Raw genomic sequence first — 23,907 nt, forward strand, 5'->3', positions numbered from 1 at the left:
CATCATGGCACCGTAGGGCCGATTTCGCCGACCGCCGCCGCGCGCTTTCCGACGCGGGCGTGCGCATCACCCGGGAGCGTGCCGACGCCCGGGTGCGTGCCGACGCCCGGCAGCGCGGCGGAGCCGCGCTGCCTCTAGTTCTCCGGCTCGGGCACCCAGCTGTTGATGCGGCGCATGAGCATGCGGTTCTTGCGCTGGGAGCGGCCCAGCTTCGTGGACATCCGGGAGAGCACCTCGATGGCCTGGTTGATGTGCGGGCCCTTGTTGAGCATGACGGCCTCGGCGCGCAGCGCGTAGGCCGCGTCGGTGATCTCGGCGCGCGAGGGCAGCCCGTCCTTGGCCAGGTGCTCGAGGACCTGGGTGGCCATGACGGTGGGCACGTGCGCGGCCTCGGCGATCGCCATGATCAGCCCCGGCACCTCGGCCAGGCGCTCGAAGCCGAGCTCGACGGCGAGGTCGCCGCGGGCGATCATCACGCCGAAGTTCGCGTGCTGCATGCCGGCCAGCATGATGTCCGGCAGGCCCTCGTAGGCGGGCACCGTCTCGATCTTGAGCACCACGCCCAGGTCGCGGGCGCGCGCGGCGGCGGCCTCGTCGCCGGCCTCCTCGGCCGCGCGCACGATCGTGTGCAGCTCGGCGAGCACGGTGTCGACGTCCGCGCGGTCGCGGATGAAGGAGACGTCCGCGATGTCGGCGTGGGCGGCCGTGAAGCGCAGCGCCGCCTTGTCCTCCTCGGTCAGGCTGGTCACGGGCAGGTCCGTGTCCGGCAGGTTGATGCCCTTGTAGGCGGCCAGGTTCGCCCCGCCGATCTTGGTGCGGGTGATCTCGAGGCGGACCTCGGTCGGCCCCTCGGCCGCCCCGCCGTCGGCGCCGGCGTTGGTCCCGCGGGCCACGCCCTCGATCACGCCGTCGTCGAAGAGCACGCGGTCGCCGGGCCGGATGGCGCGCACGGCCTCCGGCAGGGTGCAGCCGATGCGCGGGACCTCCTGCCCGGCGGGGTCCACCGGGGCGGGGTCGTCGGTGAGGATCAGCTCGTCGCCGGTCTCGAGGCGCAGGCGCTGCTCGGTGGCCGGGATGCCGTGGGCGCGGGCCTTGACCCAGTCGTGCTCGAGGAGGGTGCCCTCCGCGATGTAGGCGTTCTGGCGGCCCTCGGCGAGCACCGCCGGCGTGCCCGCGCCGTCGGCGTCGGCGTGCACCTCGCTGACGGTGAAGTGGCGCTTGGAGCCGCGGTTGTCGTGCAGGCTGATGCGGTCGCCGACGGCCATGCGCGCCAGCCACTCGGCGTCGACCTGCACGGGCAGCACCGGGCGCCCGTCGAGCTCGGGCGTGGCGGGCGCAGGGAGGTTCACGGGGCTCAGCCAGATGCGCGACGGCGCGATGACTTTGCCGGTGGGCAGGCGCTTGACGCGGGCGCGGCCGACCTGCGGGCCGGGCACGATCGCGCCGGTGCGCAGCTTCGGGCCCGCCAGGTCCACGGCGATGCGCACCTCGCGGCCGGCCTCCTCGGCGGCGCGGTGGACGTTGTCGACCATCCGCAGCCACACCGTCTCGTCGTCGTGGGCGGCGTTGATGCGCACCAGCTCGGCGCCGGTGGCGATGAAGCCGCTGACGATCCCGGGGTCGTCGGCCGCCTCGGTGGGCAGGGTGACCATGATGCGCGAGTGCGTCTCGTCGAGCGCCGGGCCGAGCAGGCGGTCGGCGTGGTCGTCGAGGATCTCGTCGGCACGGGCGAAGGCATCGGCGATCTCGGAGTAGCGGAACTTGCGCGGCTCGTCGTAGAAGGCGCCGAGGGCCTGGCGGGCGGCGCGCAGCCGGCCCAGCACCGCCGGCTCGGTGGTCGACAGGCGGGTCGCGCCGAAGTCGGCGAGCCCGGCCTGCAGCGGGCGCAGGTCGTGGGTGCGCAGCTCCGCGTAGCGCAGCACGTTGAGCGCGCCGTCGCGGTGGGTGGGGTGGACCTTCGCCAGCGCCTCGGCGTGGTCCTCGCCGACGCGCTCGACGGCCGCGATGAGGGCGTCGATGCGGTCGGTCAGCGAGCGCAGGTACTCCTGGTTCTCCGGGGCGTCCACGTGGCGGCGGTCCTTCCCCGCCCGGTCCGGGCGGCGTCGAGGGGTCTGACGTGGCTCATTGTGCATGCGTTCGCCGCACGCGGCATCTTTTGCACCGGCGAGGCGCACCCGCCCCCGGTCCCCGCGCTCCCCCGGCCTTCGTCGCGCAGCGACGAAGGCCCCACGCCGCGCGGATGCACGACGTGGGGCCGACGGGGCGTCGTCAAGCGACGCGGGTGGGTTACTTGTCCTCGCCGAAGGTCTTGTCCATGACGTCACGCAGGACGTTGGCCGAGTGGGTGAAGCGCTCCATCTCGTGCTCGGAGATCTCCAGCTCGACGACGCGACGGATGCCGCCGCGGTCGATGACGGCCGGGGTGCCGATGTAGATGTCCTCCTGGCCGTACTCACCGTGCAGCAGCGCGGAGACCGGCAGGGCCACACCCTGGTTCTGGATGATCGCGCGGGTGATGCGGGCCAGGCCCATGCCGATGCCGTAGGAGGTCGAGCCCTTGGCGTCGATGATGTGGTACGCGGCGTCGCGGGTGTCCTCGAAGATCTTCTCGAGGCGCGGCTCCAGGTCGGCGTCCTTCTCCAGCATGCGGCGCATGGACACGCCGGCGATGGTGGCGGAGGACAGGACCGGCAGCTCGGTGTCGCCGTGCTCGCCGATGATGTAGGCGTGGATCGAGCTCGGGGCGGTCTCGTAGAGGTCGCCGAGCATGTAGCGGAAGCGGGCGGAGTCCAGGACGGTGCCGGAGCCGACGACGCGCTGCCACGGCAGGCCGGAGACCTTCCAGGTGGTGTAGGTCAGGATGTCGACCGGGTTGGCGGCGACCAGGAAGATGCCGTCGAAGCCGTTGGCCATGACGTCCTTGACGATGCCGGTGGTGATCTTGACGTTCTTGTCCACCAGCTGCAGGCGGGTCTCGCCCGGCTTCTGGGCGGCGCCGGCGCACAGCACGACCATGGCGGCGTCGCGGCAGTCCTCGTAGGTGCCCTTGGTCACGCGGGTGTGCGAGGCGGACCAGACGGCGCCGTGGTTGAGGTCCATGACGTTGCCCTCGAGCTTCTTCTCGTCGATGTCGATCATCGCGAGGTGGTCCACGGTGCCCTGGTTGACCAGCGCGTAGGCGTAGGCGACTCCGACGTCACCGCAGCCGATGAGGACGACTTTGTTTCCGACGGTCTTGTTCATGGCGGCATCTCCCTGTTGCTTGGTTATCGCCGGGACGACCGCGTGAGTGAGTGGAGTGCGGTGGACTCCCGGCGGGCGACCGCGTCGCGGCCGCTCGTTGTGCGTATGGGTTCTCGGGTCTTGGTGGCCCTGACGGTCCATCTGGCCCGGGCGCCGACCCCGTGGTCGGCGGCTCCGGCAACCGAGACCCATTATGCCCGAACATGTGGTTTCGCGCCCGTTTGAGGCCCGGAAATGCCCCGCACGGACACGATTTGTGACTATTTTCACGCTTGGCGACGCATGCCCGGCGCGCGTGCGGACCTTCTGCGAAGATCCACGGCATGGTGCACCGCCCCGCCGCGTCCCGCTCCCGCCGCGCCGAGGCCGCGCAGCGACTGAGCGCCGCGGCCCGCGCGGTCGGCTCGGCCGCCCGCAGCGCCCTCGGCTTCGGCGCCGGACTGCTCCCCGGGGTGCGCTCGATGCCCGGCCAGGACCCCGACTCGGGCCCGCGGCGGCCCACCGAGGCCGGCATCGTCGGCGCCGAGGTGGCCACCTGGCTGGCCCTGAGCCCCTCCCTCCTGCCGCGCCCCTGGTGGGCGACGGCCACCAACCTCACCGCCGCCCAGGGCCTGGGGCATTTGACCGGCTCCCTGGTGTGGTGGCTGCTGCGCCACGGCGGCGCGCGCCTGCCCCGCCCGCGCGGCTGGTACCGGGTGCGCCCCACCGTGCTCGCCGCCGCGCACACGGGGCTGACGGCCACGACGTTGGTGGCACTCGGCGCCGCCCTGCGCCGCGGCCGCCGGCAGGCTGGCCTGGTGGGCATGCCCACCCCGCGCGGACTCGCGCAGCTGACCGCGGGCACCGTCGCCGGCACCGCCGGCTACGCCGCGCTGCTGCTCGTCGGCGAGCTGACCCAGCAGGGCTTCGACCGCACCCGCGCCGGCCTGCACCGCGCCGTGCCGCGGGCGCCGCGCTGGGCCGCGGGGCTGGCGGCGCTGGCCGCCGTGGCCGGGGCCTGGGTGCTCGTCGGCGACCGCGTGGTCGTCCGCCGCGTGCTCATCCGCATGGCCGAGCACGCCGAGTTCCTCGACCGTCAGACCTTCTCCGGGGTCACCCGCCCCTGGCGCGCCGAGCGCTCCGGCTCGCCGGTCTCCGCCGAGAGCTGGGACTCGCTGGGCGCGGCCGGCCGGGCCAACATGTCCAACGGCCCGCGGGCGGCCGACATCACGGCCGTGACCGGCGTCGAGGCGAAGGAGCCCGTGCGCGTCTTCGTCGGTCTGGCCGCCGTCGACGACGCCGACCGCAGCGTCGGCGGGCCCGGCTCCACCGAGAAGCTGCGCCGCGCGCTCGCCGCGCCGCCCGGCGGTGTGCGGGCCGCCGCCCGGCGCGCCGTGGCCGAGCTCGAGCGCACCGGCGGGCTCGACCGGCGGGTGCTGGTCCTGCACTGCTCGACGGGCACCGGCTGGATCCCGGACTGGTCGGTCGACGCCGTGGAGTTCCTCACCGGCGGCGACTGCGCCATGGCCTCCATCCAGTACACGTTCCTGCCCAGCCTGCTCAGCTACCTCAACGACGGCGCGCTGCCCCGCGCGGCCGCCGCCGCGCTCTTCACCGAGGTGCGCCGCGCGCTGGCCGGGCGCGCCCCCGGGGACCGTCCGCGCGTCTTCGTCACCGGCGAGTCGCTCGGCGCCTACGGCACCGCCGACGCCTTCCGGGACCTCGACGAGCTGCTCGAGCTTGCCGACGGCGCGGTGCTCACCGGTGCGCCCACCTTCACCCGTCTGACGCGCCGGCTGACCGAGGCCCGGCGCCGGGACAGCCCCTGGCGCCTGCCCGTGGTCGGCGACGGCGCGCACGTACGCTTCGCCGCGCACCCCAGCCACCTGCACCACGACTGGCGCGGCGACGACTACCCGCAGCCGTGGGCGCACCCCAGGGTCGTGGTGGCCCAGCACGCCTCGGACCCGATCTCCTGGTGGGGCCCGGCGCTCTTCCTGCGCCGCCCCGACTGGCTGGCCGAGCCCGGCGCGCGCGGGCAGAAGGCCCCCGCCGCGCAGCGCCTCGACGTGCCCGTCGACACCCGGTGGGTGCCGCTGATCACCGGCTGGCAGGTCGCCGTCGACATGCTGACCTGCCTGCGCGCCCCCGGCGGCCACGGGCACAACTACCACGCCGAGTTCCTCGACTACTGGGCCGCGGTGCTCGGCGACGCGGCCACCGTGGAGCTGACCGCCCCGCTGAAGGACCGGGCGGCGCGCTGGACCGCCGCCCACCAGCGGCGCGGCTAGAATCCGGGGGCATGCGAGCGATCCTCTTCGACCTCGACGGCACGCTGCTCGACCACGACGCCGCCGCGGCGGCCGCCTGCGTGGCCTGGGCCCGGGAGAACGACCTCGACGGCACCGACGAGCAGGTCATCTCGCGGTGGTCGGTGCTCGAGCGGCGCTGGTTCGCCGCCTACGAGCGCGGCGAGACCGACCACCTCGGCCAGCGCGTCGAGCGCGCCCGCGGCTTCCTCGGCCGTCCCGGTCTCACCCGCGACGAGGCGCTCGGGCTCTACGCGCGCTACCTGGAGCTCTACCGGGAGAACTGGACGGCCTTCCCCGACGCGCACTCCTGCCTGGTGCGCGCGCTGAACTCGGGCCGGCCGGTGGGCGTGCTCACCAACGGCCGCTCCGAGATGCAGGCCGCCAAGCTCGAGGCCACCGGGCTGGCTCTGCCCGGACTGGTGCTGCTGGCCACGGTGGACGCCGGGGTGCCCAAGCCGGACCCGCGCGCCTTCACCGGCGCACTCGAGCGGCTGGGTGTAAAGGAGGGCGTGATGATCGGGGACAACCCGGTCACCGACGTGCGCGCGGCCGTCGACGCGGGCCTGAGCGCCGTGCTGCTGGACCGCAGCTGCGCCGGCGCCGGCCGCGACCGGGCCCGCCGCACGGGGCGCGCCGCGGAGGCCGGGCACGACGACCTGCCCGCCGAGGCCTTCGTCGTCGGCGGCCTCGACGAGCTGAACTTCACGCGCTGCGAGGGCTGACGCTGCGGCGGCCGGCGCCGCCGCAGCCTGACTAAGAGGCGGGGCCGCAGCTTTACCGGTCGGCGGGGCCGCAGGCCACGCCGGTGGCGTGCACCGGGCAGTAGCCGCCGGGGTTCTTCTCCAGGTACTGCTGGTGCTCGTCCTCGGCGAGGAAGAACTCGCCGGCCGGCGTCTCGGCCAGCGGCATGATCTCCGTGGTCACCGCACCGAAGCCGGCGTCCGCCAGGCGCTCGCCGTAGGAGGCCACCAGACGGCGGGCGAGCGCGGCGTCGTCAATCGCGCTCTCGCCCTCGGTGTAGATGACGGAACGGTATTGGGTGCCCACGTCGTTGCCCTGGCGGAAGCCCTGGGTCGGGTCGTGGGCCTCGAGCCCGGTGGCGAGCACCTGCTCGAGGGTGATGCGCTCGGGGTCGAAGACGACGCGCACGACCTCAGCGTGATTGGTGCGGCCGGTGCAGACCTCGCGGTAGGTGGGGTTGCGGGTGACGCCGCCGGCGTAGCCGACCGACGTCGAGACGACCCCCGGGGTCCGCCAGTAGAGCTTCTCGGCGCCCCAGAAGCAGCCGAGCCCGACGATCACGCTGCGCTGGCCGGGCTCCCACACGCCGGTGATCGGGGTGCCCAGCACGGCGTGCGGGGCGGGTTCGGGCAGGACGGGTGCGTCGCCGCCGCGCAGGGCGTCGGCGGGGTCGACGAGTTCAGGGGTACGGGGAAACAGCCACGACATGCGCGCCAGGCTAGCACCGCGGGCGGGCACGTGGAGGGGCCCGAGTTAGCACAATATGAAGTAATAAATCCAAGTTATTGAACCCTTGCACCACCCACGGAAAGTCCTATCATGGGGCTCACGGCGCGCGGCGGACGTCACGGACGTCACGGCCGCAGCCCGAACAAACGCAACCACGAAAGGACCGGTTAACCCATGGCTGTCTACGAGCTCCCCGATCTCCCCTACGACTACGACGCCCTCGAGCCGCACATCTCCGGCGAGATCATGCAGCTGCACCACGACAAGCACCACAAGACCTACGTCGACGGTGCCAACGCTGCGCTCGAGGCCCTGGAGAAGGCCCGCGAGGACGGCACGGACCAGAACACCGTGCGCGCCCTGTCCAAGAACCTGGCCTTCAACCTGGGCGGCCACACCAACCACTCCATCTTCTGGAAGAACCTGTCCCCGAACGGTGGCGGCGAGCCGACCGGCGAGCTGGCCGAGGCGATCAACCGCGACTTCGGCTCCTTCGAGAAGTTCAAGGACCACTTCTCCAACGCCGCGCTGTCCCTGCAGGGCTCCGGCTGGGCCGTGCTGGGCTACGACCACATCGGTGAGCGTCTCGTCATCGAGCAGATGACCGACCAGCAGGGCAACCTGTCGATCAACCTCACCCCGCTGCTCCTCCTCGACATGTGGGAGCACGCCTTCTACCTGCAGTACAAGAACGTCAAGGCCGACTACGTCAAGGCCGTCTGGAACGTCTTCAACTGGGACGACGTCGCCGAGCGCTACGCCGCCGCCAAGAAGTAAGGCCGGTCTTTAGGGCCTGAACCTCCAGGCCGTCCCCGCAACGGGACACGACCCCGCCGCGCACCGCAGGGTGCGCCGGCGGGGTCTCGCTTTGTGTCGGACGCCCCACATTTAGCACTGTTGGAAACGTGTTAAACCGCGTCTAGGCTGGGCATCATGCACACCACGCGCCCGCCGGAGGACCCGGACAAGCCCTCCCGCTCCCCCGATTCCGACCGCCCCGGCCTGCGCCGGGCGGTGCTCGACCAGGTCGGCCGGCCGACGGCCTTCTGGCTGGCGGCGCTCGTGGTCGCGGGGCTGAGCCACCCGTTCCTGCCCGGCTATCGGTGGGTGCTCATCCACGCCTTCACCCTGGGCGTGCTGGGCAACTCCCTGCTGCTGTGGAGCGAGCGGCTCTCCGTGCGCTTCCTGCCCCGGCCCCGTCGGGGCGGGCGGGAACCCGACGCGCCGCGGGAGCGCACGGAGCCGACCCCGCGCCGGCGCGCCGTGCTGTTCAACCTCGGCGCCGCGCTCATGCTCGCCGCCGACCTCGCCTCCGAGGCCTGGCCGGACTCGTGGACGCTCACCGTGTGCGGCGCCGGGCTGATCGCCGTGGCCGCGGTGGTCCAGGCCCTGGTCATCGCCGGGCGCCTGCAACGGGCCCGCCGGGGCGGGAAGTCCCCGCGGACGGCGTCGACGGTGGTCGGCTACGTGCTCGCGTGGCTGCTGATGGCCTGCGGGGCGGCGGTGGGCGCGTTCATGGCCGCCGGGCCGGAGGACCTCGTGACACGGCTGCGACCGGCGCACGTGTGCCTGATGGTGCTCGGCTTCGTCGGGCTCTCGGCCGCGGCCAGCCTGATCGTGCTCTTCCCCGCGCTGTGGCGGTTCAACGGCCTGCTGCGCCGCCCCCGGCTGCTGCTCGGCGGGGTGGCCGCCGCCACGGTGCTCGCCGCGGTCGGGTTCGCGGTCGACTCTGCCCCGGTGGCCGCCGCGGGGCTCGCGCTCTACGCCGCCGGCTGGGCCGTCGGCCTCGCCGGCTGGCTGCCGCCGGCCCTGCGCGCGGGTCGGGCGAGCTACCCCTCCCTCTCGGCGACCTGTGCGGTGGCGTGGCTGGTCGTCATCGTCGCCTGGTACGCGGTCGCGGTGGTTCTGGCGGGGGACGCCGCCCAGCCCGCGGTCCCGACCACCGCGCTGCTCGTGGCATTCGGCGCGCAGCTGCTCTTCGGCACGGTCAGCCACCTGGTTCCCGTGGGACTGCGCCACCGCGCCCCGGCGGGGACGGCCGTGGCCTCGCGCGGTGCGGTCTTCCGCGTCGTGCTATTCAACCTGTCTTTCGCGGTGTGGCAGCTCGCCGAGAACTCCTGGCTGAAGGTGCTGGCCTCCTTCATCTGCGTCGGCGTGCTGGTCACGGTGCCGGTGCTGCTGGTGCGGGCGGCGCGGGTCCAGCTCGCCGGGGAGGACGCGGGTGCCGGTGCGGCCGGGACCGCGGGCGACTCTGCGGACCGGACCGGCCGCGGCGGCCGCTCCAACGGTTCCGACCGTTCCGGCGAAGGCTCCGGGACGTCCGGGGCCGCGGGCCAGGCGGGTCTCGCGGTGGCCCTGGTCGCGCTGCTCGTCGCCTGCTTCGGCGGTCTCAGCGGGGCCGCCGGTGCCGCGGGTCCGGGCGGGGCGGGCGGCTCAGGCGGTGCTTCCGCGGCGGCCGGTGACGCGGCGGACGCGGTGCGGGTGGAGGTCTCGGCCGGCGACATGGTCTTCTCCCCCGAGGTCGTCGAGGTCCCCGCCGGAGCGCACGTGATCCTCGAGCTGGTCAATGAGGACTCCACCGCGCACGACCTCGCCATGGCCAACGGGGCGCGCTCGGGCCGACTGACCCCGGGCGAGTCGACGGAGGTCGACCTCGGCGTCGTCGAGGGCACGCTCGAGGGCTGGTGCACCATCGCCGGCCACCGCACCCGCGGCATGACGCTGACGGTCCACGCCGCCTGAGCCTTACGGCGGGCGGGGCGCACCGGCCCGGCGCCCCTGGATCACCGGCCCGGCGCCCCTGGATCACCGGCGGGCGGCCACGGTCAGCGGCGGGCGGCCTTGGCGCGGATGAGGTCGAGTACGACCACCCCGCCGATGACCGCGGCGCGCAGCCAGGCCGGCAGCTCGGGGTCGAGGTCGAGGCGGTAACGCGAGTGGCCCATCAAGGCCCGGCCCACACCGGCCCACTCCCGGGTCACGCGCGCGGCCCGGTTCCCGTCGATCTCGAAGTCGAACTCGAAGCCGAGCACGTTGCCGCTGAGCTCCATGCTGTGCCCGCCGGCCAGCTCCATGCCGACGCGCTTGCGCAGGAAACTGAGCTTGGTCTGCACCTGGGCGAGCTCGTTGCCCGCCGGATCGCTCAGGGTGAAGCGGTCGAAGCCGATCGACATGACGTCGTCGACGAGCACGACCGGGGTGCCGTCCAGCTCGGAGACGGCCAGTTTGCGCGCGCCGAAGAAGGCCCGCGACAGGCCGGAGCCGCCGGTGAGGATCTGCCCGACCGGTGCCTCGGCGAGGTCCGTGATGTCGAAGTTGTTGCTCGTGACCCCGGTGACCTGCTGGAAGACCAGCGTGTTCTGCTCGAGCAGCCCGCCGCGGCCGGCCTGGCCCGGGCCCTGCGGACCAGGCTGACCCGGGCCCTGCGGCCCGGCCTGGCCCTGGCCGTCCTGCCCCCAACCGCCGTCCTGGCCCTGGCCGTCCTGTTCCCAGCGGCCGTCCCGCTCCCGACGGCTGCCGCCGGATCCGTTCGCTGCGTCCTGTGTCATGACGACGATCATCCCGCAGCCGGGGCGTCGTCGCCAGCGGTGCCGACGACGAAGCGCCGGAACTGGTCCACCGGCGGCGCGGGCCGGGTCTCGCGGCGCCACACCACGCCCAGCTCGCGGTAGGCGGGCGGGTCCAGCGGGCGCAGCACCAGGCCGGTCGGCGCGAGGTAGGGGTCGTCCATGGGCAACAGCGCCACGCCGAGCCCCGCGGAGACCAGCCCGGTCACCGTGGTCAGCTCCATCGACTCGAAGACGAAGCGCGGCCGGAAGCCGGCCTGGGCGGCCAGCCGGTCGAGCAGGATGCGGGTGCCGTAGCCGGGCAGCATGCCGATGAACGGCTCCCCGGCGACCTCGGCCAGGGCCAGCGGACTGCCCGCCGCGCCGACGGCCAGGCGGTGCTCCTGCGGCAGCGCGAGCGCGAGGCGCTGGGCGCGCAGCGGGTGCCAGCGCAGCCGGTCGCGCAGCTCCGGCGCCGGGGCGGGCCCGACGAGCGCGACGTCGGCCGCCCCGCTGAGCACCCGGTCGACCAGGTGGCGCGCCGCGCCCTGGTGCAGCGCGATCTCGACGCCCGGGTGCGCCAGACGGTAGCTGCGCAGCAGCCGGGGCACCAGCCAGGTGCCCAGCGAGTGCATGAAGTCGAGGCGCACCGTGCCGCGCTCGGGGTCCATCAGGCGACGCACCAGGGCGGTGCCGCGCTCGATCTCGTGGCCGGCCCGGCGCGCGTGGTCGAGGAAGGCCTGCCCGCGGGCGTTGAGTGCGATGCGCCGGCCGTCACGGTCGAAGAGTTCGGCGCCTACGTACTCCTCGACGCGCCGGATCCGACGCGACAGCGTCGGCTGGGACACGCCCAACTCCCCGGCGACGTCCGTCAACGACGCACGCTCGGCCACCGCGGCGTCGGCAAGCGCGAGGAATCCGGCGAGGTCGGTGAGCGTCACCTCGGACATGTCATTCACTTCCTGCATGGCTTGGCGTTGTTTCTGGCATTTTACTCATGATCGCGGGGCGGGCATGATGCTGCCATGGCCGCATCCAGTGACGAGCACGCACCGATTTCCGACGCCGCGCGCGACGCGGCGTCCCAGGCCGCGCCCGAGGCGGGCGCGGACGAGGGTGACCGCGGCCTGCGCCACGGCACGACGGCCTACCGGCGCGCGACGCTGGCCATGCTGTGCGCGGGGCTGGCGACCTTCAACGCGCTGTACTCCACCCAGGCGATCCTGCCGACCTTCGTCAGCGAGCTGGGAATCGACGCCTCCACCGCGGCGCTGCTGGTCTCGGCGGCCACGGGCATGCTCGCCGTGTGCATCGTGCCGGCCTCGATCCTCTCCGAGCGGCTCGGCCGCGGGCCGGTGCTGATCACCTCCGCGGTGCTGGCATCGCTGCTCGGCCTGCTCATCCCCGCCTTCACCGACCCGGCGGTGCTCATCGCGCTGCGCGGCCTGCAGGGCGCGGTCATCGCCGGCGTGCCCGCGGTGGCGATGACCTGGCTGAGCGAGGAGATCGACGGCCGGGACCTGCCGCGGGCGATGGGCCTCTACATCGCGGGCAACACCGTCGGCGGGTTGACCGGGCGCCTGATCCCGGCCGGTGTGCTGGAGTTCTCCACCTGGCGCTGGGCGATGCTCACCGCCGCGCTGTGGGCCGTGGTCATGGCCGCCGCGCTGTGGGCGCTGCTGCCGAGGCAGCGGTTCTTCCGGCCCAAGGAGATCCACGCGCGCTCCGAACTGCGCGCCATGGTCGGCCACTGGAGCAACCCGCGGCTGGCGCTGCTATTTTTGACCGCCTTCACCGGCATGGGCACCTTCGTCTCCCTGTACAACTTCATGGGATTCCGCATGATCGAGCGCTTCGGGCTCTCCGAGGCGCTCGTTGGCGCGGTGTTCCTGATGTACCTGTCGGGCACCTGGTCCTCGGCGCGGGCGGGCAGCTACGCCTCGCGCTTCGGCAAGGGCCCCGTCATGGCCGTCGGCGCGGCCTCCATGGTCGTGGGCGTCCTGCTCAACGGGCTGCCGTGGCTGGCGGCGACGATCGCGGGGCTCTTCGTGTTCACCGCCGGGTTCTTCGCTATGCACTCGATCGCCTCGAGCTGGGTCGGTGCGATCGCCACCGAGAACCGCGCCGAGGCCTCGAGCATGTACCTGTTCTGTTACTACGTCGGCTCCTCGGTGATCGGCTGGGTCAGCGGCTTCTTCTTCCTGCGCTTCGGCTGGTCGGGGCTCATCGCCTGGCTGACCCTGGGCTCGTTGCTGGTCACCGCCGTCGCCGTGGTGCTGCTGGTCTGGCAGCGCAGGCACCCCGCCGAGGCGGCCTGACACGCGGCGGCCACCCGCCGGGCCCCGCCCGCCGATGCCCCGGCCGCCACCGAGTCATGCCCCGGCCGCCACCGAGTCATGCCCCGGACCGCGTGGATCCCCGCGTCACGGTCCGAGTCGACGGGTAAGATTGTGGCGGAAACACCGCCCCGGCCCCTTTTAGACCCCGGGAAATTGACGCCGACTACCCGAAGGACTTCGATCACCATGGGCATTCTCTCCTCCCTGCACAAGAGCCGCGTGCGCGCCACCGCCGAGATCAAGGCCGCCAAGAAGCGCGCGGCCAGCGAGGTCAAGGCCCGCCACAAGGCCGCCGAGCGCCGTGAGAAGCTCCTGGCGCGCCAGGAGAAGCAGCTGATCAAGGCCGAGCAGAAGGGGCTCAAGGCCCGGCGCAAGCACGAGAAGAAGATGGCGGAGAACCAGCTGGCCCAGCTCAAGGCCGGCCGCTTCAACAAGGACAAGGTCAAGCGCTGGGCCGGGGCCGCCCGTCTGCTGACCCCGCTGCTCATCCCGGTCGTCTACCGCGCGGTGACCGCCGGCCGCGAGCAGATCGAGGCCCGCCGGGCCCGCCGCTACGGCGTGACCTCCGAGCAGCTGGCCCAGTTCTCCGGCTACGGCGCCTCGCTGAAGGCCCGCATCCAGGGCGTGCGCAACTCCGTCAAGGACGCCCCGCTGAAGTCGGGCTTCCGCGAGGACGTAAACAACCGCCTCGACGAGCTGGCCACCGCCGTGGACAACGCCGAGTACATGACGCCCGAGCAGCGCCGCCGCGCCCACGACGCGATCGGCCGCGACCTCGAGTCGCTGACCGACCAGGTGCACGCGAAGCTGGCCTGATCCCACGGCGGCGCGGGCACGGGCCCGCGTTTCCTGTTACGCAGAATGCCCCCTGTGACGGCCGGGGCGGGACTTCCCGCCCCGACCGGTTTTTTGTAACCCAATACTGCCTTATTCAATTTCCCGCGTATTGCTGAATGGCCGACTAACGTGCAGAATAAAAACGATAGCGGAATTGGCGGCTCCCCCTTACCGGAACCGATTCCGGAACATCCACTGAGACAATGGATTTATTGAGGTGAACCAATTGGCACGCAAGGAAGTCGTCCAGTACTTTGACGATCTCGACGGAACCCCGCTCGACGAGAATACGATGAAAGTGACACGTTTCAGCGTCAACGGCAACCACTACACGCTGGATCTCAGCCCCGAGCACGCGGAGGAGTTCCACAAGCTTCTCGAGCCCTACATCGAGAAGGCCACCCCGGTGCGCGGCAGCTCCAACGGCTCGAACCGGCGCCGCAGCGGCGCGGCCCGCGGCTCGAAGGCCCGCGAGATCCGCAAGTGGGCCCAGGAGCAGGGCAAGAACGTCGCCGACCGCGGCAAGATCCCCTCCGAGATCATCGAGGCCTACAACGCCGCGCATTAGTTAGACCCCGGCGCCGCTCCCCGCCCGGCACCACGCCCCGACCGGCGCCACGCCACCCGACCGGCGCCGTTTCCGACACCGCGACCGACCGAAAAGCCCCGGTGCCTTTCCCCGTTTCCGGGAAAGGGCACCGGGGCTTGCCGCGTGCGCGCTTAAATGACGCCCTGTTCGCGGGCCTCGGCCACCGCCGAGGTGCGCGAGCGCACGCCGAGTTTGTCGTAGATGTGCACCAGGTGCGATTTCACGGTCGCCTCGGAGAGCATGAGCTCCTGGCCAATCTCGCGGTTGGAGTAGCCGGCGGCCACGAGCTTGAGCACCTCGAGTTCGCGCGGGGTCAACGAGGAGCGCGGGGTGCGCACGCGCGTCATCAGGCGGTCGGCGACCACCGGCGAGAGCGCGGAGTCGCCGTCGGCCGCGGAGCGCACCGCGGCGATCAGCTCGGCGGGCGGGGCGTCCTTGAGCAGGTAGCCCACGGCACCGGCCTCGATGGCGCCGAGGATGTCGGCGTCGGTGTCGTAGTTGGTCACCACGAGCACCTTCGGCGGGTGGCTCATCCGGGCCTTGATCTCGCGGGTGGCCTCGGCGCCGGTGGTCAGCTTGGTGCCCTCCACGCCGGCGCCGAAGCGCAGGTCCATCAGGATCACGTCGATGCCGCCGGCCTGGGCCGCGGAGATGGCCGCGTCGGCGGTGGCGACCTCCCCGATGACCTCGATGTCCTCCGCTCCGTCCAGGATGGCGCGCAGGCCCATCCGGACGATCTCGTGGTCATCGGCCAACAGCACTCGGATCACGCTTCGCGCCACGGCATCTCCTCACCTGTGTGATCGTCTGGGGCGGCCGGTCAGGCCGCACCCCGCGCCCGGGATCGTCCCGGACACGGGGGTACTTCTTTGGTTGAGTTTAGACTCCCACCTTCAGTGGTCCAACCCCCGACCGGGGGACGCGGGCGTCAGCCGCGGGCTTCGGCGGCGCCCTGCCCACCGTCCTCGGCGACGGGCACGGACACCGAGATGGCGGTGCCGCTGCCGGGACTGGACTCGACGGCGAGCGTGCCGCCGACCTCCGCGGCGCGCCGGCGCATGGCGTCCAGGCCGACGTGGCCGAGTCCGGCGGGCCGCTCGGCGAGCGCCTCGGGGTCGAAGCCGTGGCCGTTGTCCACGACGTCGAGACGCGTGGCGTCGGGCAGGAAGCTCAGCGTGATGCGCGCCCGGGTGGCCCCGGAGTGCTTGACCACGTTGCCCACCGCGCCCTGGGCGACGCGCAGCAGCATCGCCTCGGCCTTCATCGGCAGCACCGCGGGCTCCCCCTCGACGTCGACGTCGATGTCGATCTCGCCGCTGGCGCCGAAGCTGCGCGCGACCCGGCCCAGGGCGTCCTCGAGCGAGCCCTCCGAGAGGCTGGCCGGCTGCAGCGCGGCGATCATCGCGCGCGCCTCGGCGAGGTTGTCCTGGGCGCTCTGGCGCGCCTGGTCGATGCGCATGCGCACCGGCGCCTGCGCCTCCTCGTCGAGCCCGGTGGCTGCCAGATCGCGCTCGGCGGCGTGCAGCAGCATCTGGATGCTGGACAACCCCTGGGCGACGGTGTCGTGGATCTCGTGGGCGATGCGTTCACGCTCGGCGGCGATGCCGGCGGCGTGCTGGGTCTCGGCGAGCTCGTTGCGGGTGGTCATCAGCTCCTCGATGAGCTCGCTGCGCTCCCGCGAGACCTGCCACAGCTTCTGGTAGGCGACGTGGATGGCCACGACCACCAGCGCGGAGATGGCCGGCCCCACCACGCCGCCGAGGGTCAGCCCGTCGGGGATCTGGATCAGGATCGACATCAGCGTCGCGGCGACCACGGCCGCCACGCCGCGCCAGTCGTTGAAGACGGCCAGGTATACGAAGAACAGGCTGAGGATCAGGTAGATCGAGACGTCGTTGACCGGCAGCATGAGCAGCCACACCACGCTCAGCGCGGTCACCCACGCCCACTGGGCGAGCGCGGGCCAGCGCGGCCAGTCGACGGTGCCGGAGAAGTAGACGAAGGTGAAGGCCCCGCACAGCAGCAGGTTGAGCAGCGCGAGGTTGACCGGCATCTCGACGCTGGCGACCACCGAGAGGATCAGCACCACCGAGGTGAGGATGTACTGGCCGTTGCGCAGCCCCTCGCCCCCGGGAGCCTCGGGAGCGCGGCGCTCTAAGCTGGTGCTCATGCTCCGTAGCCTACCCAGCCGCCTGCCGCGCCTTTCCGCGTGCGTCGCCGTCGGCCTCGCCGCCGCCCTCACCGCCTGCTCCGCGCCGGGCGGGGGAGAGATTGACGACGCCGCGCCCACCACCGCCGCGACCGACGTCACCGTGGACGGGGCGGACGGCGCGGACGCCGCGGGCGCCGCGGGCGCGGCGGAGGCCGACGGGCTGCCGGTGGAGGCCGACCCCGAGGTCCCCGGCGGGCGCGAGAACGGGACGCCCTGCCCCTACCTGGACTCCGAGTGGGTGGCGCGCACCAACGGTCAGAAGGTCACCGGCCAGGGCACCGACGAGCGCTTCGCCACCCCCGCCTGCGTGTTCTGGTCCTACGGCGAGGCCCCGCAGCTGCAGGTCAGCGTGCGGCACATGGCCTCTCCCGAGGAGGCCACGGCGGTGGTGGACCGCGCCGCGCCGATCGACTCGACGAACCCGGCCGAGGAGATCCCCGGCTGGTCGGGCGGGCGCGCCGGCGGCCAGCTCGTCGCCGAGCCGTGGGGCGCGCTCTACGCCGTGGCCAAGGGGCCGACGGCGGTGGTCGTCTTCAGCGACCAGGGGCAGTCGGTCAAGGCCGAGGCCGTCGCCCGCGAGGTCATCGCGAACCTCGGGCTCTAGGCGCCGGCCACCCGGCGGGCGCGCGCCCGTGCGTGCCCGGGGGCGCGGCGCGGGCGTCGGAAATTCAGGAGACCGCCACGTCCTGGTACGGCATCAGCGTGGAGACCCACGGGAAGACGACGTCCATGAGCAGGAAGAACAGGCCCACCAGGATCGCCAGTGCCACCAGCGCCTTGAGCGCCTTCGGGCCCGGGGTGCGCTGCCACAGGTAGAGGATCATCGGTTCACTCACCTCCCTCGGCTGCGGGCTCGACGACGTCGGGCGCGGGCTGCGGGGCGGGCGCACCGGGCTTGGGCTCGACGCCGGTGAGCATGCCGTGGATGATCATGCGCTCGGCGTTGGAGAACTGCGGGTGGCAGGTCGTCAGCGTGATCAGCGACTCCAGCCCCGCCCGGTCGGCGGCGGCGTCGGGGACCCCCGGCAGCGGCTCGAGCACCGACGTGTCCGAGGGCCAGGTGATCTGGCGGCCGAGCAGCCCGCCGTAGTCGCCCCCGGCGACCCGATCGACCTGCCCGGGGGACAGGCAGGCCTCCGCGGCCGCCCGGCGCGCCGAGGGATCGGAGTCCATGGGCAGCACCCGGTAGGTGAACACGGCCTCGCGGGTCTCGACGACGAGCTCGTCGCAGACCTCCAGGCGACCCAGGTCGTTGAAGGGCGCGCCCTTGCCCACCCGGTGGCCGGCGACGGCGAAATTGCCGGCCTCGCCCGGCATCTGGGTGGTCGAGTAGCGGCCGGGGCCGGCCTGCAGCGCGGCGTCGTCGGTGCCCTCGACCACGGCGAAGCGGAAGTCGGAGCCGAAGGCGGGCACGGTCAGCCAGGCGAAGGCGTCGCCGGCCTCCGGCTGGATCACCCGCCGCGGGTTGTCGCGGGAGGCGGCCCAGGCGTCCTCGAGGTGCGCGCCCTTGTCGTCCTGCAGGCGGCCGGACTCGAGGTTGGTCCAGAAGGACTCGTAGAAGGCGAAGAGAAGACACAGCGCGCCGACGATGACGAGCAGTTCGCCGAGGACCTGGCGCACGCTCAACCTGGGGCGCGCCGGTGTCGCCCCCTGGGAGTTGTGGCGGCCACGTATCATAGGTGAACTGTACTCCACCGCCACCCGGGGCGATCGCCCCGGCTCTCGGGCCTGAAGGGAGGTCCCCCGCGTGCTCGACGCCTTTGCCTACCCGGTCTCCGGGATCATGAAGCTGTGGCATCTGCTGCTGCACTCGGTGCTCGGGCTCGACGGCTCGATCGCCTGGGTGCTCTCCCTGGTGGGCCTGGTGGTCACGGTGCGCGGGCTGATCACGCCGTTCTTCTGGTTCCAGTACAAGTCGGGCCGCACGATGGCGCTGATGATGCCGGAGCTGCGCCGGATCAACGACGACTTCGGCGAACGCAGCGACCACAAGGGCGCCGCCGAGCACCAGCGGCGCGTCCAGGAGCTCTACGACCGCTACAACTACAAGCCGCTGGCCGGCTGCGTGCCGCCGCTGATCCAGATCCCGGCGTTCCTCGGCCTGTACCGGGTCATCGTGCGCATGGCGCGCCCCACGGAGGGCATCGACGCCGAACACTCCGGCATCGGGTTCCTCAGCTCCGCGGACGTGGCCTCCTTCCTCGAGACCACGGTGCGCGACGTGCCGCTGCCGGCCTACCGGACGATGGATCCGGCGATCCTGGCCGAGCTGGGCACGACCGGCGAGACGGTCGCCCGGTTCGTCCTGCCGATCCTGGTGCTGGCCGTCTCGTTCACCACGCTGAACATGGGGCTGTCGATCTTCCGCAACTTCGAGCAGTTCAACTGGGACTCGCACTCGTCGATCGTGATGAACCGCGTGTTCATCGGCATGCTCGTCCTGATGCCGCTGATGCTCTTCAACGCCGGCTGGAACGGGCCGCTGCCCGTGGCGATCGTGCTGTACTGGTTCGCCAACAATCTCTGGACGCTCAGCCAGCAGGCGATCATGTACTTCTTCCTGCAGACGCGCTACCCGATCACCGACGAGTTCCGCGCCTTCCGCCGCGAGCGCCACGGCGCGCACAAGGAGCGCAGCGCCGAACGTCGGCGGGCCAAGTGGCGCCGCCGCGGAAAGCGCGCCCTGATGTTCATCGCGCCGTGGAAGGCCCCGGCGCTGCACCGGGAGCTGCGCGCGGAGAAGAAGGCGCGCAAGAAGGAGAAGGCCGAGAAGAAGGCCCGCAAGAAGGTCGTGGCCAAGGCCCGCGCGCAGGCGAAGGGCCGCGAGCGCGGTTTCAACCGGGCGCAGAAGCTGCAGGCCAAGAAAGGCCTGACGGCCAGCCGCGAGTGGGCCGGGCCCGAGAAGGGCGCGAAGCTGCTGCCCTATGACAGCGAGGAGTTCCTCGCCATGCACGCCGCGGCGCTGGAGAGCTCGCGCAAGAAGCGCGAGGCGAAGCAGGCTGAGCTCCAGAAGGCCAAAGCGGAGGCGGAGGCCAAGACGGAGGCCGAGGCCGAGGCGGAGAAGGCCGCGGAGCCGAAGACCCGCCCCTCGGGGACGAAGAGCCCGGCACGGGCGGTGGGGGGCGGCCGGCACCGCCTGGACACGAAGCGCACCCGGCGGCGACGTGCGCAGGGCGGGCGTCACCGCAAGGGCTGAAGCCACCTGCGGCGGCCGGCAGCCGCGGCGACGGGCGCCTCCGCACCGCACACCCGAGGGTTGCGCGCCGACGCCGACCACGGCGGCGTCGGAAAGTGAGCCGGCCGGGCGGCTAGATGGAGTAGTCGGCCGGCGGGGCGGAGAGCAGCTGGCGGGCCAGGTCGCGCGCGGTGCGCAGGGGCGCGGCGTCGCGCAGCAGACGGGCGCCGGCCAGGCCGCCGTCGAGGAAGATGAGCAGCTGGTTGGCCTGGGAGGCCGAGGGGTAGCCGTTCTTCTCGTCGAGGAGCGCGGTCAGCGTCTCCTGACACCAGCGGCGGTGCGCCATGACGGTGGCGACGATGAGCTTCTCGGAGTCGGTGTCGGGCCGCGGGTATTCGTTGGCGGCGTTCTGGAAGTGCGAGCCGCGGAAGTTCTCCTTCTCGCAGTCGTCGATGCACTGGTCGAAGAACGCGAGGATCTTGTCCTCCGGGTCCGTCATCTCCCTGGTCCGCTCGGCCCACGCCTCGCGCCAGTTTTTGTCGAGGTTCTCCAGGTACGCCACGACCAGCGCGTCCTTGGAGCCGTAGAGCGAGTACAGCGATGCCTTGGCCACGTCGGCCTCGCGCAGGATGCGGTCGATGCCGATGACGCGGATGCCCTCGGTGGTGAACAGGTTGGTCGCGGAGGCCAGCAGGCGCTCGCGCGGGCTCGGCCGCGAGCGGCGCCGGCCGGTCTTGCGGCCCGTTCCCGTCGCCTTCTTCTTTTTCGTGGTGCTCGAGGTGGCCACCTGACTGCTCGTCCTTTCGGGTGTGGTTTCCGTCGAATCCGTGCACCACCATACTAGACAAACCGGTACGTTCACTTCATTCGGTGGGGGCGGTCCACACCCGTGAGATTGGCGACGTCCCGCGCGGCGGCCGCGCTCGTGCGCGCGGGCCGGGTACGGGGCACGGGCGGGGTGGGCGCGGGCTGGACGCGGGGGCACGCCCGGGGTGGGCGCACAGCGCGGTTCCGGCCCCGGGCATGCGAAAACCCGCCGGGCGATGCCCGACGGGTCCGTGCTCGATGCGGAATGTGATTCCGCGTCCGGCCTACTTCTTGCGGGTGAACGCCTGGACGATCGACAGCAGGATGACCGCGCCGACGAGGCAGGTCAGGAAGCTGAAGAACCAGCCGGCCGACTCGACGTCGACACCGAACAGGCTCAGGGCCCAGCCGCCCAGCAGGCCGCCGATGACGCCCACGACGATGTTCAGCAGGAGGCCCTGCTGCGCATCGGTGCCCTTGATCTTGGAGGCGATCCAACCGGCGAGGCCGCCGATGATGATCCACGCAACGATACCGATACCAAGCATGATGAATGTCCTTTGCTCGTAATTGTTTTATTCCGTGTGCGATACATGGACCGCTTATGCCAATGGTAAACGCCGCCGGCCCCCTATGCCAGGGGTCGGCGGCGTTTGATGCGATTATTTCATCGAACCGTTATACCTGCCCCCGCGTCCGCGCGCCGGTTCTCGCCCGGCGCGGGGGCGGGCCGGTCGGCCCGGTGACCGCCTAGTGGGTGTCCGGGCGGACGACCATCATCGGGCAGGGCGCGGACTGCAGCAGGGCGCGCGAGGTGGAGCCGAGCAGCATGCCCTTGAAGCCGCCACGGCCGTGGGAGCCGACGACGAGCAGCTGGGCGCCTTCGGCGGCGTCGACCAGCGCGCGGATCGGGCGGTCGCGGGTGATCAGCTTCTTGACGTCGACCTTGGGGTACTTGGCCACGAGGTCGGCGAGGCGCTCGTCGAGGAGCTTCTTCTGCTCGCCCTCGATCTCCTCCCACTGCTGCTGGGCGGCCGAGAGGCCGGCCAGGGAGGCCTGGACCTGCATGTCCATCCAGGTGTGGACGGCGACGAGCTCGGCGCCGCGGGCGTCGGCCTCGGCGAAGGCGAACTCGGTGGCCTTCTGGGAGACCTCGGAGCCGTCGACGCCGACGACGACGGGGCCGTACTTGGTGGTCTCGTCGACGTTGTTGTCCTCACGGACGACGACGACCGGGCAGGAGGCGTGGGAGACGACGGCGGCGGAGACCGAGCCCATCACCATGCCGGACAGGCCGCCGAGACCGCGCGAGCCCATGACGATCATGGTCACGGACTTCGACATCTCGAGCAGCATGTCGATCGGGGAGCCCTCGGCGACGGTGTGGCCGATCTTGATGTCCGGGGCCGCCTGGTGGGCGATCTCGCGGGCCTCGTCGATCTTCTCCATGGTCTCGGCCTGGAGGTCGTCGAAGAGCTCCTGCGGCGGGACCATGCCCTCGGCGTAGAGATACTGCGGCATCGTGTAGCTCGAGGCGAGGCGCAGCGGCACACCGCGCTTCAGGGCGGTGTTCGCCGCCCAGCGGACGGCGACGTGCGAGGCCTTCGAGCCGTCGACGGCTACGACGATGATGTCTTCCTGAGGCATCTTGATCGACCTTTCTGTGAGTCGAATGGTTCTCGGTGTTGTCCCGGTCGCTCACCCGACGGAGACGACCGCGTCTCACACTTTCAGTCTACATTCCGGGGGTGACGCGTGTTGTGGGTGGTGACGCCCACACGGGGGTACCCGAGAGGAACCCCCTCACCGCGGGGAATGTGGCCGGAGGCCTACTCCGGGATCGGGACCTCGTGCGGGGCCTCGGAGTTCGCCGGGTAGAGGAACTCGTAGATGGCGGTCAGGAAGCGGCCGATGACCTGGCCGAGGTCGGTGGAGAAGAACTCGACGATGGGCGCGAGAATTGCGTTAAGATCCATGCCGACGATGGTACTACACAGCGACGAACCTTATCGGGCCACAACGGGCCCGGACCCGGCGTCGCCGGTGCCGGACGGGCGTGCGACCCCCGGATCGGCGCCCCGTCCCCTCCCCCGCCGCCGCACGCGCACGGCCCCGCTGCCCCCGAGAGGCGGGCTCACGGCCAGCCGACTGCGGGTGCCGGCGGATACGACGGTCACCGCCTTCGAGCTGGTTTCCGCCGCGGTGCGCGGGCAGCGACACCGCCACCCCGAGGACGACGACGCCGCGGTGCGCGCACGGTTCGCCGCCGGCGAGGTGGTGCTTGCCGACGCCGCGCCCCTCGCCGCAGAGGACAGACTCACCGCGGGCACGGACGTGTGGTTCTACCGCATGCCGGCGCCCGAGGCTCCGGTTCCGGGGGAGGTGAAGGTCGTCTACGCAGACCGCGACATCACGGTCGTCGACAAACCGCCGTTCCTGGCGACCGTGCCGCGGGGAGCACACGTCACCGAGACCCTTGTGGTTCGCCTCCGGAGGGCGACGGGCAACGAGGAGATCGCCCCGGCACACCGTCTGGACCGGGCGACCTCGGGACTGGTGCTGTGCACCAACCGCCGCGAGGTGCGGGGCGCGTACCAGGGTCTCTTCGAGTCCGGCGTAGTGGCCAAGACGTACGAGGCCGTGGACCGGTACGACCAAGCGCTCGCGGAGGGCGCCGGCGCCGTCTCCCGGCTCCCCGGTGCCGCCTCCGGTCGCGGTGCCGGAGGGGTCGTGTGGTCCAGCCGCATCGAGAAGACCCGCGGGATCCTCCAGGCCCGGGAGGTCCCCGGGACGGCGAACGCCGTGACCGAGCTGGGATCCGTGGTCCGCTCCACGGGCGACTGCGGGATGATCGCTGACTCCTGTGGTTCACGCGGTGGGGCGCATCCTGGCTGGGCCGTATACCGCCTGCATCCGAGGACGGGGAAGACACACCAGCTGCGGGTGCACATGAACGCCGCCGGCGTGCCGATCTGCAATGACCCGCTATACCCGGAGATCCTCCCGGACGGCTGGGGCGAGTTCGACCACCCGCTGATGCTGAAGTCGGTCGAGTTGTCATTCACCGATCCCTTGAGCGGTGAGCGCCGGCAGTTCCGTACCCGGGGATGGAATTGAGATTCAGCGTCTAAGGCGCCGAAAAAAGAGGGGGCGCGAAAGGGATGGAACGGGGCCGGATACGCGAAAAGGAGCGCCCCTCAGTCGACATGACTTCGACCGAGGGGCGCTCCCGTATTCCGTTTTTTGAGTTGTGGTGTCGGCGGTGACTTACTCTCCCACACCCTCCCGAGTGCAGTACCATCAGCGTTGGCGGGCTTAGCTTCCGGGTTCGGAATGGGACCGGGCGTTTCCCCGCCACTATAACCACCGACACGACCTGTAACCGGCGGGCCGAAACCA

The 23,907-nt window shown here is 71.9% G+C and carries 23 protein-coding genes and 1 rRNA gene; 10 read left to right on the forward strand and 14 right to left on the reverse strand.

All coding sequences use genetic code 11. The features are described from left to right. Nucleotides 1-134: 134 nt before the first annotated feature. On the reverse strand, nucleotides 135-2,066 hold the full coding sequence (locus CFRA_RS10920; protein ID WP_075664681.1) for a pyruvate kinase: 1,932 nt from the start codon (nucleotides 2,064-2,066) through the stop codon (nucleotides 135-137). Nucleotides 2,067-2,286: 220 nt separating this feature from the next. Further along, entirely contained in the window at nucleotides 2,287-3,243 is a 957-nt protein-coding gene (locus CFRA_RS10925; RefSeq protein ID WP_075664682.1) for an L-lactate dehydrogenase, read from the reverse strand. A 323-nt stretch (nucleotides 3,244-3,566) separates the two neighbouring features. On the opposite strand from CFRA_RS10925, the gene CFRA_RS10930 reads away from it, so the two are divergent. Together CFRA_RS10930 and CFRA_RS10935 are read left to right on the forward strand one after the other, a co-directional pair. Then, nucleotides 3,567-5,513 (forward strand): alpha/beta-hydrolase family protein, encoded by a 1,947-nt coding sequence (locus CFRA_RS10930; RefSeq protein WP_083666978.1) that lies wholly within the window; start codon nucleotides 3,567-3,569, stop codon nucleotides 5,511-5,513. Nucleotides 5,514-5,524: 11 nt separating this feature from the next. Next, on the forward strand, nucleotides 5,525-6,256 hold the full coding sequence (locus CFRA_RS10935) for an HAD family hydrolase (RefSeq protein ID WP_075664683.1): 732 nt from the start codon (nucleotides 5,525-5,527) through the stop codon (nucleotides 6,254-6,256). Nucleotides 6,257-6,308: 52 nt separating this feature from the next. Here CFRA_RS10935 and msrA read toward each other — a convergent pair whose 3' ends face one another. Next, nucleotides 6,309-6,983, reverse strand: coding sequence for a peptide-methionine (S)-S-oxide reductase MsrA (gene msrA / locus CFRA_RS10940; RefSeq protein WP_075664684.1), 675 nt, complete (start codon nucleotides 6,981-6,983; stop codon nucleotides 6,309-6,311). A gap of 195 nt (nucleotides 6,984-7,178) precedes the next feature. On the opposite strand from msrA, the gene CFRA_RS10945 reads away from it, so the two are divergent. After that, entirely contained in the window at nucleotides 7,179-7,781 is a 603-nt protein-coding gene (locus CFRA_RS10945; protein WP_075664685.1) for a superoxide dismutase, read from the forward strand. 156 nt (nucleotides 7,782-7,937) lie between these two features. Next, complete coding sequence (locus CFRA_RS12000; protein WP_075664686.1) at nucleotides 7,938-9,746, forward strand: cupredoxin domain-containing protein; 1,809 nt, start codon at nucleotides 7,938-7,940, stop codon at nucleotides 9,744-9,746. An 83-nt stretch (nucleotides 9,747-9,829) separates the two neighbouring features. Here CFRA_RS12000 and CFRA_RS10955 read toward each other — a convergent pair whose 3' ends face one another. Next, nucleotides 9,830-10,552 (reverse strand): LURP-one-related/scramblase family protein, encoded by a 723-nt coding sequence (locus CFRA_RS10955; RefSeq protein ID WP_245797589.1) that lies wholly within the window; start codon nucleotides 10,550-10,552, stop codon nucleotides 9,830-9,832. A gap of 8 nt (nucleotides 10,553-10,560) precedes the next feature. Continuing rightward, the gene (locus tag CFRA_RS10960) at nucleotides 10,561-11,517 is read right to left on the reverse strand and encodes a LysR family transcriptional regulator (RefSeq protein WP_075664687.1); all 957 of its coding nucleotides are present in this window, start codon (nucleotides 11,515-11,517) and stop codon (nucleotides 10,561-10,563) included. 57 nt (nucleotides 11,518-11,574) lie between these two features. On the opposite strand from CFRA_RS10960, the gene CFRA_RS10965 reads away from it, so the two are divergent. From CFRA_RS10965 to CFRA_RS10975, 3 genes are all read left to right on the forward strand, one after another. Continuing rightward, nucleotides 11,575-12,867: an MFS transporter gene (locus CFRA_RS10965; RefSeq protein ID WP_083666980.1), complete on the forward strand. Its 1,293-nt coding sequence runs from the start codon at nucleotides 11,575-11,577 to the stop codon at nucleotides 12,865-12,867. 207 nt (nucleotides 12,868-13,074) lie between these two features. Beyond that, complete coding sequence (locus CFRA_RS10970) at nucleotides 13,075-13,704, forward strand: DUF6474 family protein (protein ID WP_075664688.1); 630 nt, start codon at nucleotides 13,075-13,077, stop codon at nucleotides 13,702-13,704. A 247-nt stretch (nucleotides 13,705-13,951) separates the two neighbouring features. Beyond that, a complete protein-coding gene (locus CFRA_RS10975) occupies nucleotides 13,952-14,293 on the forward strand; it encodes a histone-like nucleoid-structuring protein Lsr2 (protein WP_075664689.1) in 342 nt (113 codons plus the stop codon). Nucleotides 14,294-14,445: 152 nt separating this feature from the next. Here the strand turns inward: CFRA_RS10975 and CFRA_RS10980 are convergent, their stop codons facing one another. Then, complete coding sequence (locus CFRA_RS10980; protein ID WP_075664690.1) at nucleotides 14,446-15,084, reverse strand: LuxR C-terminal-related transcriptional regulator; 639 nt, start codon at nucleotides 15,082-15,084, stop codon at nucleotides 14,446-14,448. Nucleotides 15,085-15,242: 158 nt separating this feature from the next. Further along, nucleotides 15,243-16,484 carry a sensor histidine kinase gene (locus tag CFRA_RS10985; RefSeq protein WP_075664691.1) on the reverse strand — a complete coding sequence of 414 codons (1,242 nt, stop codon included), beginning with the start codon at nucleotides 16,482-16,484 and terminating at the stop codon, nucleotides 15,243-15,245. Here CFRA_RS10985 and CFRA_RS10990 point away from each other — a divergent pair. Then, a complete protein-coding gene (locus CFRA_RS10990; RefSeq protein WP_075665035.1) occupies nucleotides 16,483-17,130 on the forward strand; it encodes a DUF2020 domain-containing protein in 648 nt (215 codons plus the stop codon). The two genes, CFRA_RS10985 and CFRA_RS10990, sit on opposite strands and share 2 nt — an antisense overlap. A 64-nt stretch (nucleotides 17,131-17,194) precedes the next feature. Here the strand turns inward: CFRA_RS10990 and CFRA_RS11645 are convergent, their stop codons facing one another. Together CFRA_RS11645 and CFRA_RS10995 are read right to left on the reverse strand one after the other, a co-directional pair. Then, a complete protein-coding gene (locus CFRA_RS11645; protein WP_156888017.1) occupies nucleotides 17,195-17,362 on the reverse strand; it encodes a hypothetical protein in 168 nt (55 codons plus the stop codon). Beyond that, entirely contained in the window at nucleotides 17,355-18,203 is an 849-nt protein-coding gene (locus tag CFRA_RS10995) for a class E sortase (protein ID WP_075664692.1), read from the reverse strand. Before CFRA_RS10995 ends, CFRA_RS11645 begins: the two co-directional genes overlap by 8 nt. 70 nt (nucleotides 18,204-18,273) lie before the next feature. Between CFRA_RS10995 and yidC the strand changes: the two genes are divergently transcribed. Beyond that, the gene (gene yidC / locus CFRA_RS11000) at nucleotides 18,274-19,722 is read left to right on the forward strand and encodes a membrane protein insertase YidC (protein ID WP_075664693.1); all 1,449 of its coding nucleotides are present in this window, start codon (nucleotides 18,274-18,276) and stop codon (nucleotides 19,720-19,722) included. Between the two features lie 112 nt (nucleotides 19,723-19,834). Here yidC and CFRA_RS11005 read toward each other — a convergent pair whose 3' ends face one another. The 4 genes from CFRA_RS11005 to CFRA_RS11700 all read right to left on the reverse strand — a co-directional run bounded on the left by CFRA_RS11005 (nucleotide 19,835) and on the right by CFRA_RS11700 (nucleotide 22,484). Further along, a complete protein-coding gene (locus CFRA_RS11005; RefSeq protein ID WP_075664694.1) occupies nucleotides 19,835-20,488 on the reverse strand; it encodes a TetR/AcrR family transcriptional regulator in 654 nt (217 codons plus the stop codon). A gap of 304 nt (nucleotides 20,489-20,792) precedes the next feature. Then, the gene (locus tag CFRA_RS11010; protein WP_075664695.1) at nucleotides 20,793-21,056 is read right to left on the reverse strand and encodes a GlsB/YeaQ/YmgE family stress response membrane protein; all 264 of its coding nucleotides are present in this window, start codon (nucleotides 21,054-21,056) and stop codon (nucleotides 20,793-20,795) included. 202 nt (nucleotides 21,057-21,258) lie between these two features. Then, a complete protein-coding gene (locus tag CFRA_RS11015; RefSeq protein ID WP_075664696.1) occupies nucleotides 21,259-22,155 on the reverse strand; it encodes a universal stress protein in 897 nt (298 codons plus the stop codon). Between the two features lie 182 nt (nucleotides 22,156-22,337). Next, the gene (locus CFRA_RS11700; RefSeq protein ID WP_169842196.1) at nucleotides 22,338-22,484 is read right to left on the reverse strand and encodes a hypothetical protein; all 147 of its coding nucleotides are present in this window, start codon (nucleotides 22,482-22,484) and stop codon (nucleotides 22,338-22,340) included. Nucleotides 22,485-22,662: 178 nt separating this feature from the next. Between CFRA_RS11700 and CFRA_RS11020 the strand changes: the two genes are divergently transcribed. Next, the gene (locus tag CFRA_RS11020) at nucleotides 22,663-23,625 is read left to right on the forward strand and encodes a pseudouridine synthase (protein WP_245797592.1); all 963 of its coding nucleotides are present in this window, start codon (nucleotides 22,663-22,665) and stop codon (nucleotides 23,623-23,625) included. A 137-nt stretch (nucleotides 23,626-23,762) separates the two neighbouring features. Here the strand turns inward: CFRA_RS11020 and rrf are convergent. Next, nucleotides 23,763-23,879: ribosomal RNA gene (rrf, locus tag CFRA_RS11025) — 5S ribosomal RNA — on the reverse strand. Nucleotides 23,880-23,907 lie beyond the last annotated feature (28 nt).

Source organism: Corynebacterium frankenforstense DSM 45800, assembly GCF_001941485.1.
GTDB lineage: Bacteria > Actinomycetota > Actinomycetes > Mycobacteriales > Mycobacteriaceae > Corynebacterium > Corynebacterium frankenforstense.

Coding starts and splice junctions, on each gene's coding strand:
- CFRA_RS10925 (WP_075664682.1), bottom strand. CDS start 3,243: ATGAACAAGACCGTCGGAAACAAAGTCGTCCTCATCGGCTGCGGTGAC.
- CFRA_RS10930 (WP_083666978.1), top strand. CDS start 3,567: ATGGTGCACCGCCCCGCCGCGTCCCGCTCCCGCCGCGCCGAGGCCGCG.
- CFRA_RS10935 (WP_075664683.1), top strand. CDS start 5,525: ATGCGAGCGATCCTCTTCGACCTCGACGGCACGCTGCTCGACCACGAC.
- msrA (WP_075664684.1), bottom strand. CDS start 6,983: ATGTCGTGGCTGTTTCCCCGTACCCCTGAACTCGTCGACCCCGCCGAC.
- CFRA_RS10945 (WP_075664685.1), top strand. CDS start 7,179: ATGGCTGTCTACGAGCTCCCCGATCTCCCCTACGACTACGACGCCCTC.
- CFRA_RS12000 (WP_075664686.1), top strand. CDS start 7,938: ATGCACACCACGCGCCCGCCGGAGGACCCGGACAAGCCCTCCCGCTCC.
- CFRA_RS10955 (WP_245797589.1), bottom strand. CDS start 10,552: ATGACACAGGACGCAGCGAACGGATCCGGCGGCAGCCGTCGGGAGCGG.
- CFRA_RS10960 (WP_075664687.1), bottom strand. CDS start 11,517: ATGCAGGAAGTGAATGACATGTCCGAGGTGACGCTCACCGACCTCGCC.
- CFRA_RS10965 (WP_083666980.1), top strand. CDS start 11,575: ATGGCCGCATCCAGTGACGAGCACGCACCGATTTCCGACGCCGCGCGC.
- CFRA_RS10970 (WP_075664688.1), top strand. CDS start 13,075: ATGGGCATTCTCTCCTCCCTGCACAAGAGCCGCGTGCGCGCCACCGCC.
- CFRA_RS10990 (WP_075665035.1), top strand. CDS start 16,483: ATGCTCCGTAGCCTACCCAGCCGCCTGCCGCGCCTTTCCGCGTGCGTC.
- CFRA_RS10985 (WP_075664691.1), bottom strand. CDS start 16,484: ATGAGCACCAGCTTAGAGCGCCGCGCTCCCGAGGCTCCCGGGGGCGAG.
- CFRA_RS10995 (WP_075664692.1), bottom strand. CDS start 18,203: ATGATACGTGGCCGCCACAACTCCCAGGGGGCGACACCGGCGCGCCCC.
- CFRA_RS11010 (WP_075664695.1), bottom strand. CDS start 21,056: ATGCTTGGTATCGGTATCGTTGCGTGGATCATCATCGGCGGCCTCGCC.
- CFRA_RS11015 (WP_075664696.1), bottom strand. CDS start 22,155: ATGCCTCAGGAAGACATCATCGTCGTAGCCGTCGACGGCTCGAAGGCC.
- CFRA_RS11700 (WP_169842196.1), bottom strand. CDS start 22,484: ATGGATCTTAACGCAATTCTCGCGCCCATCGTCGAGTTCTTCTCCACC.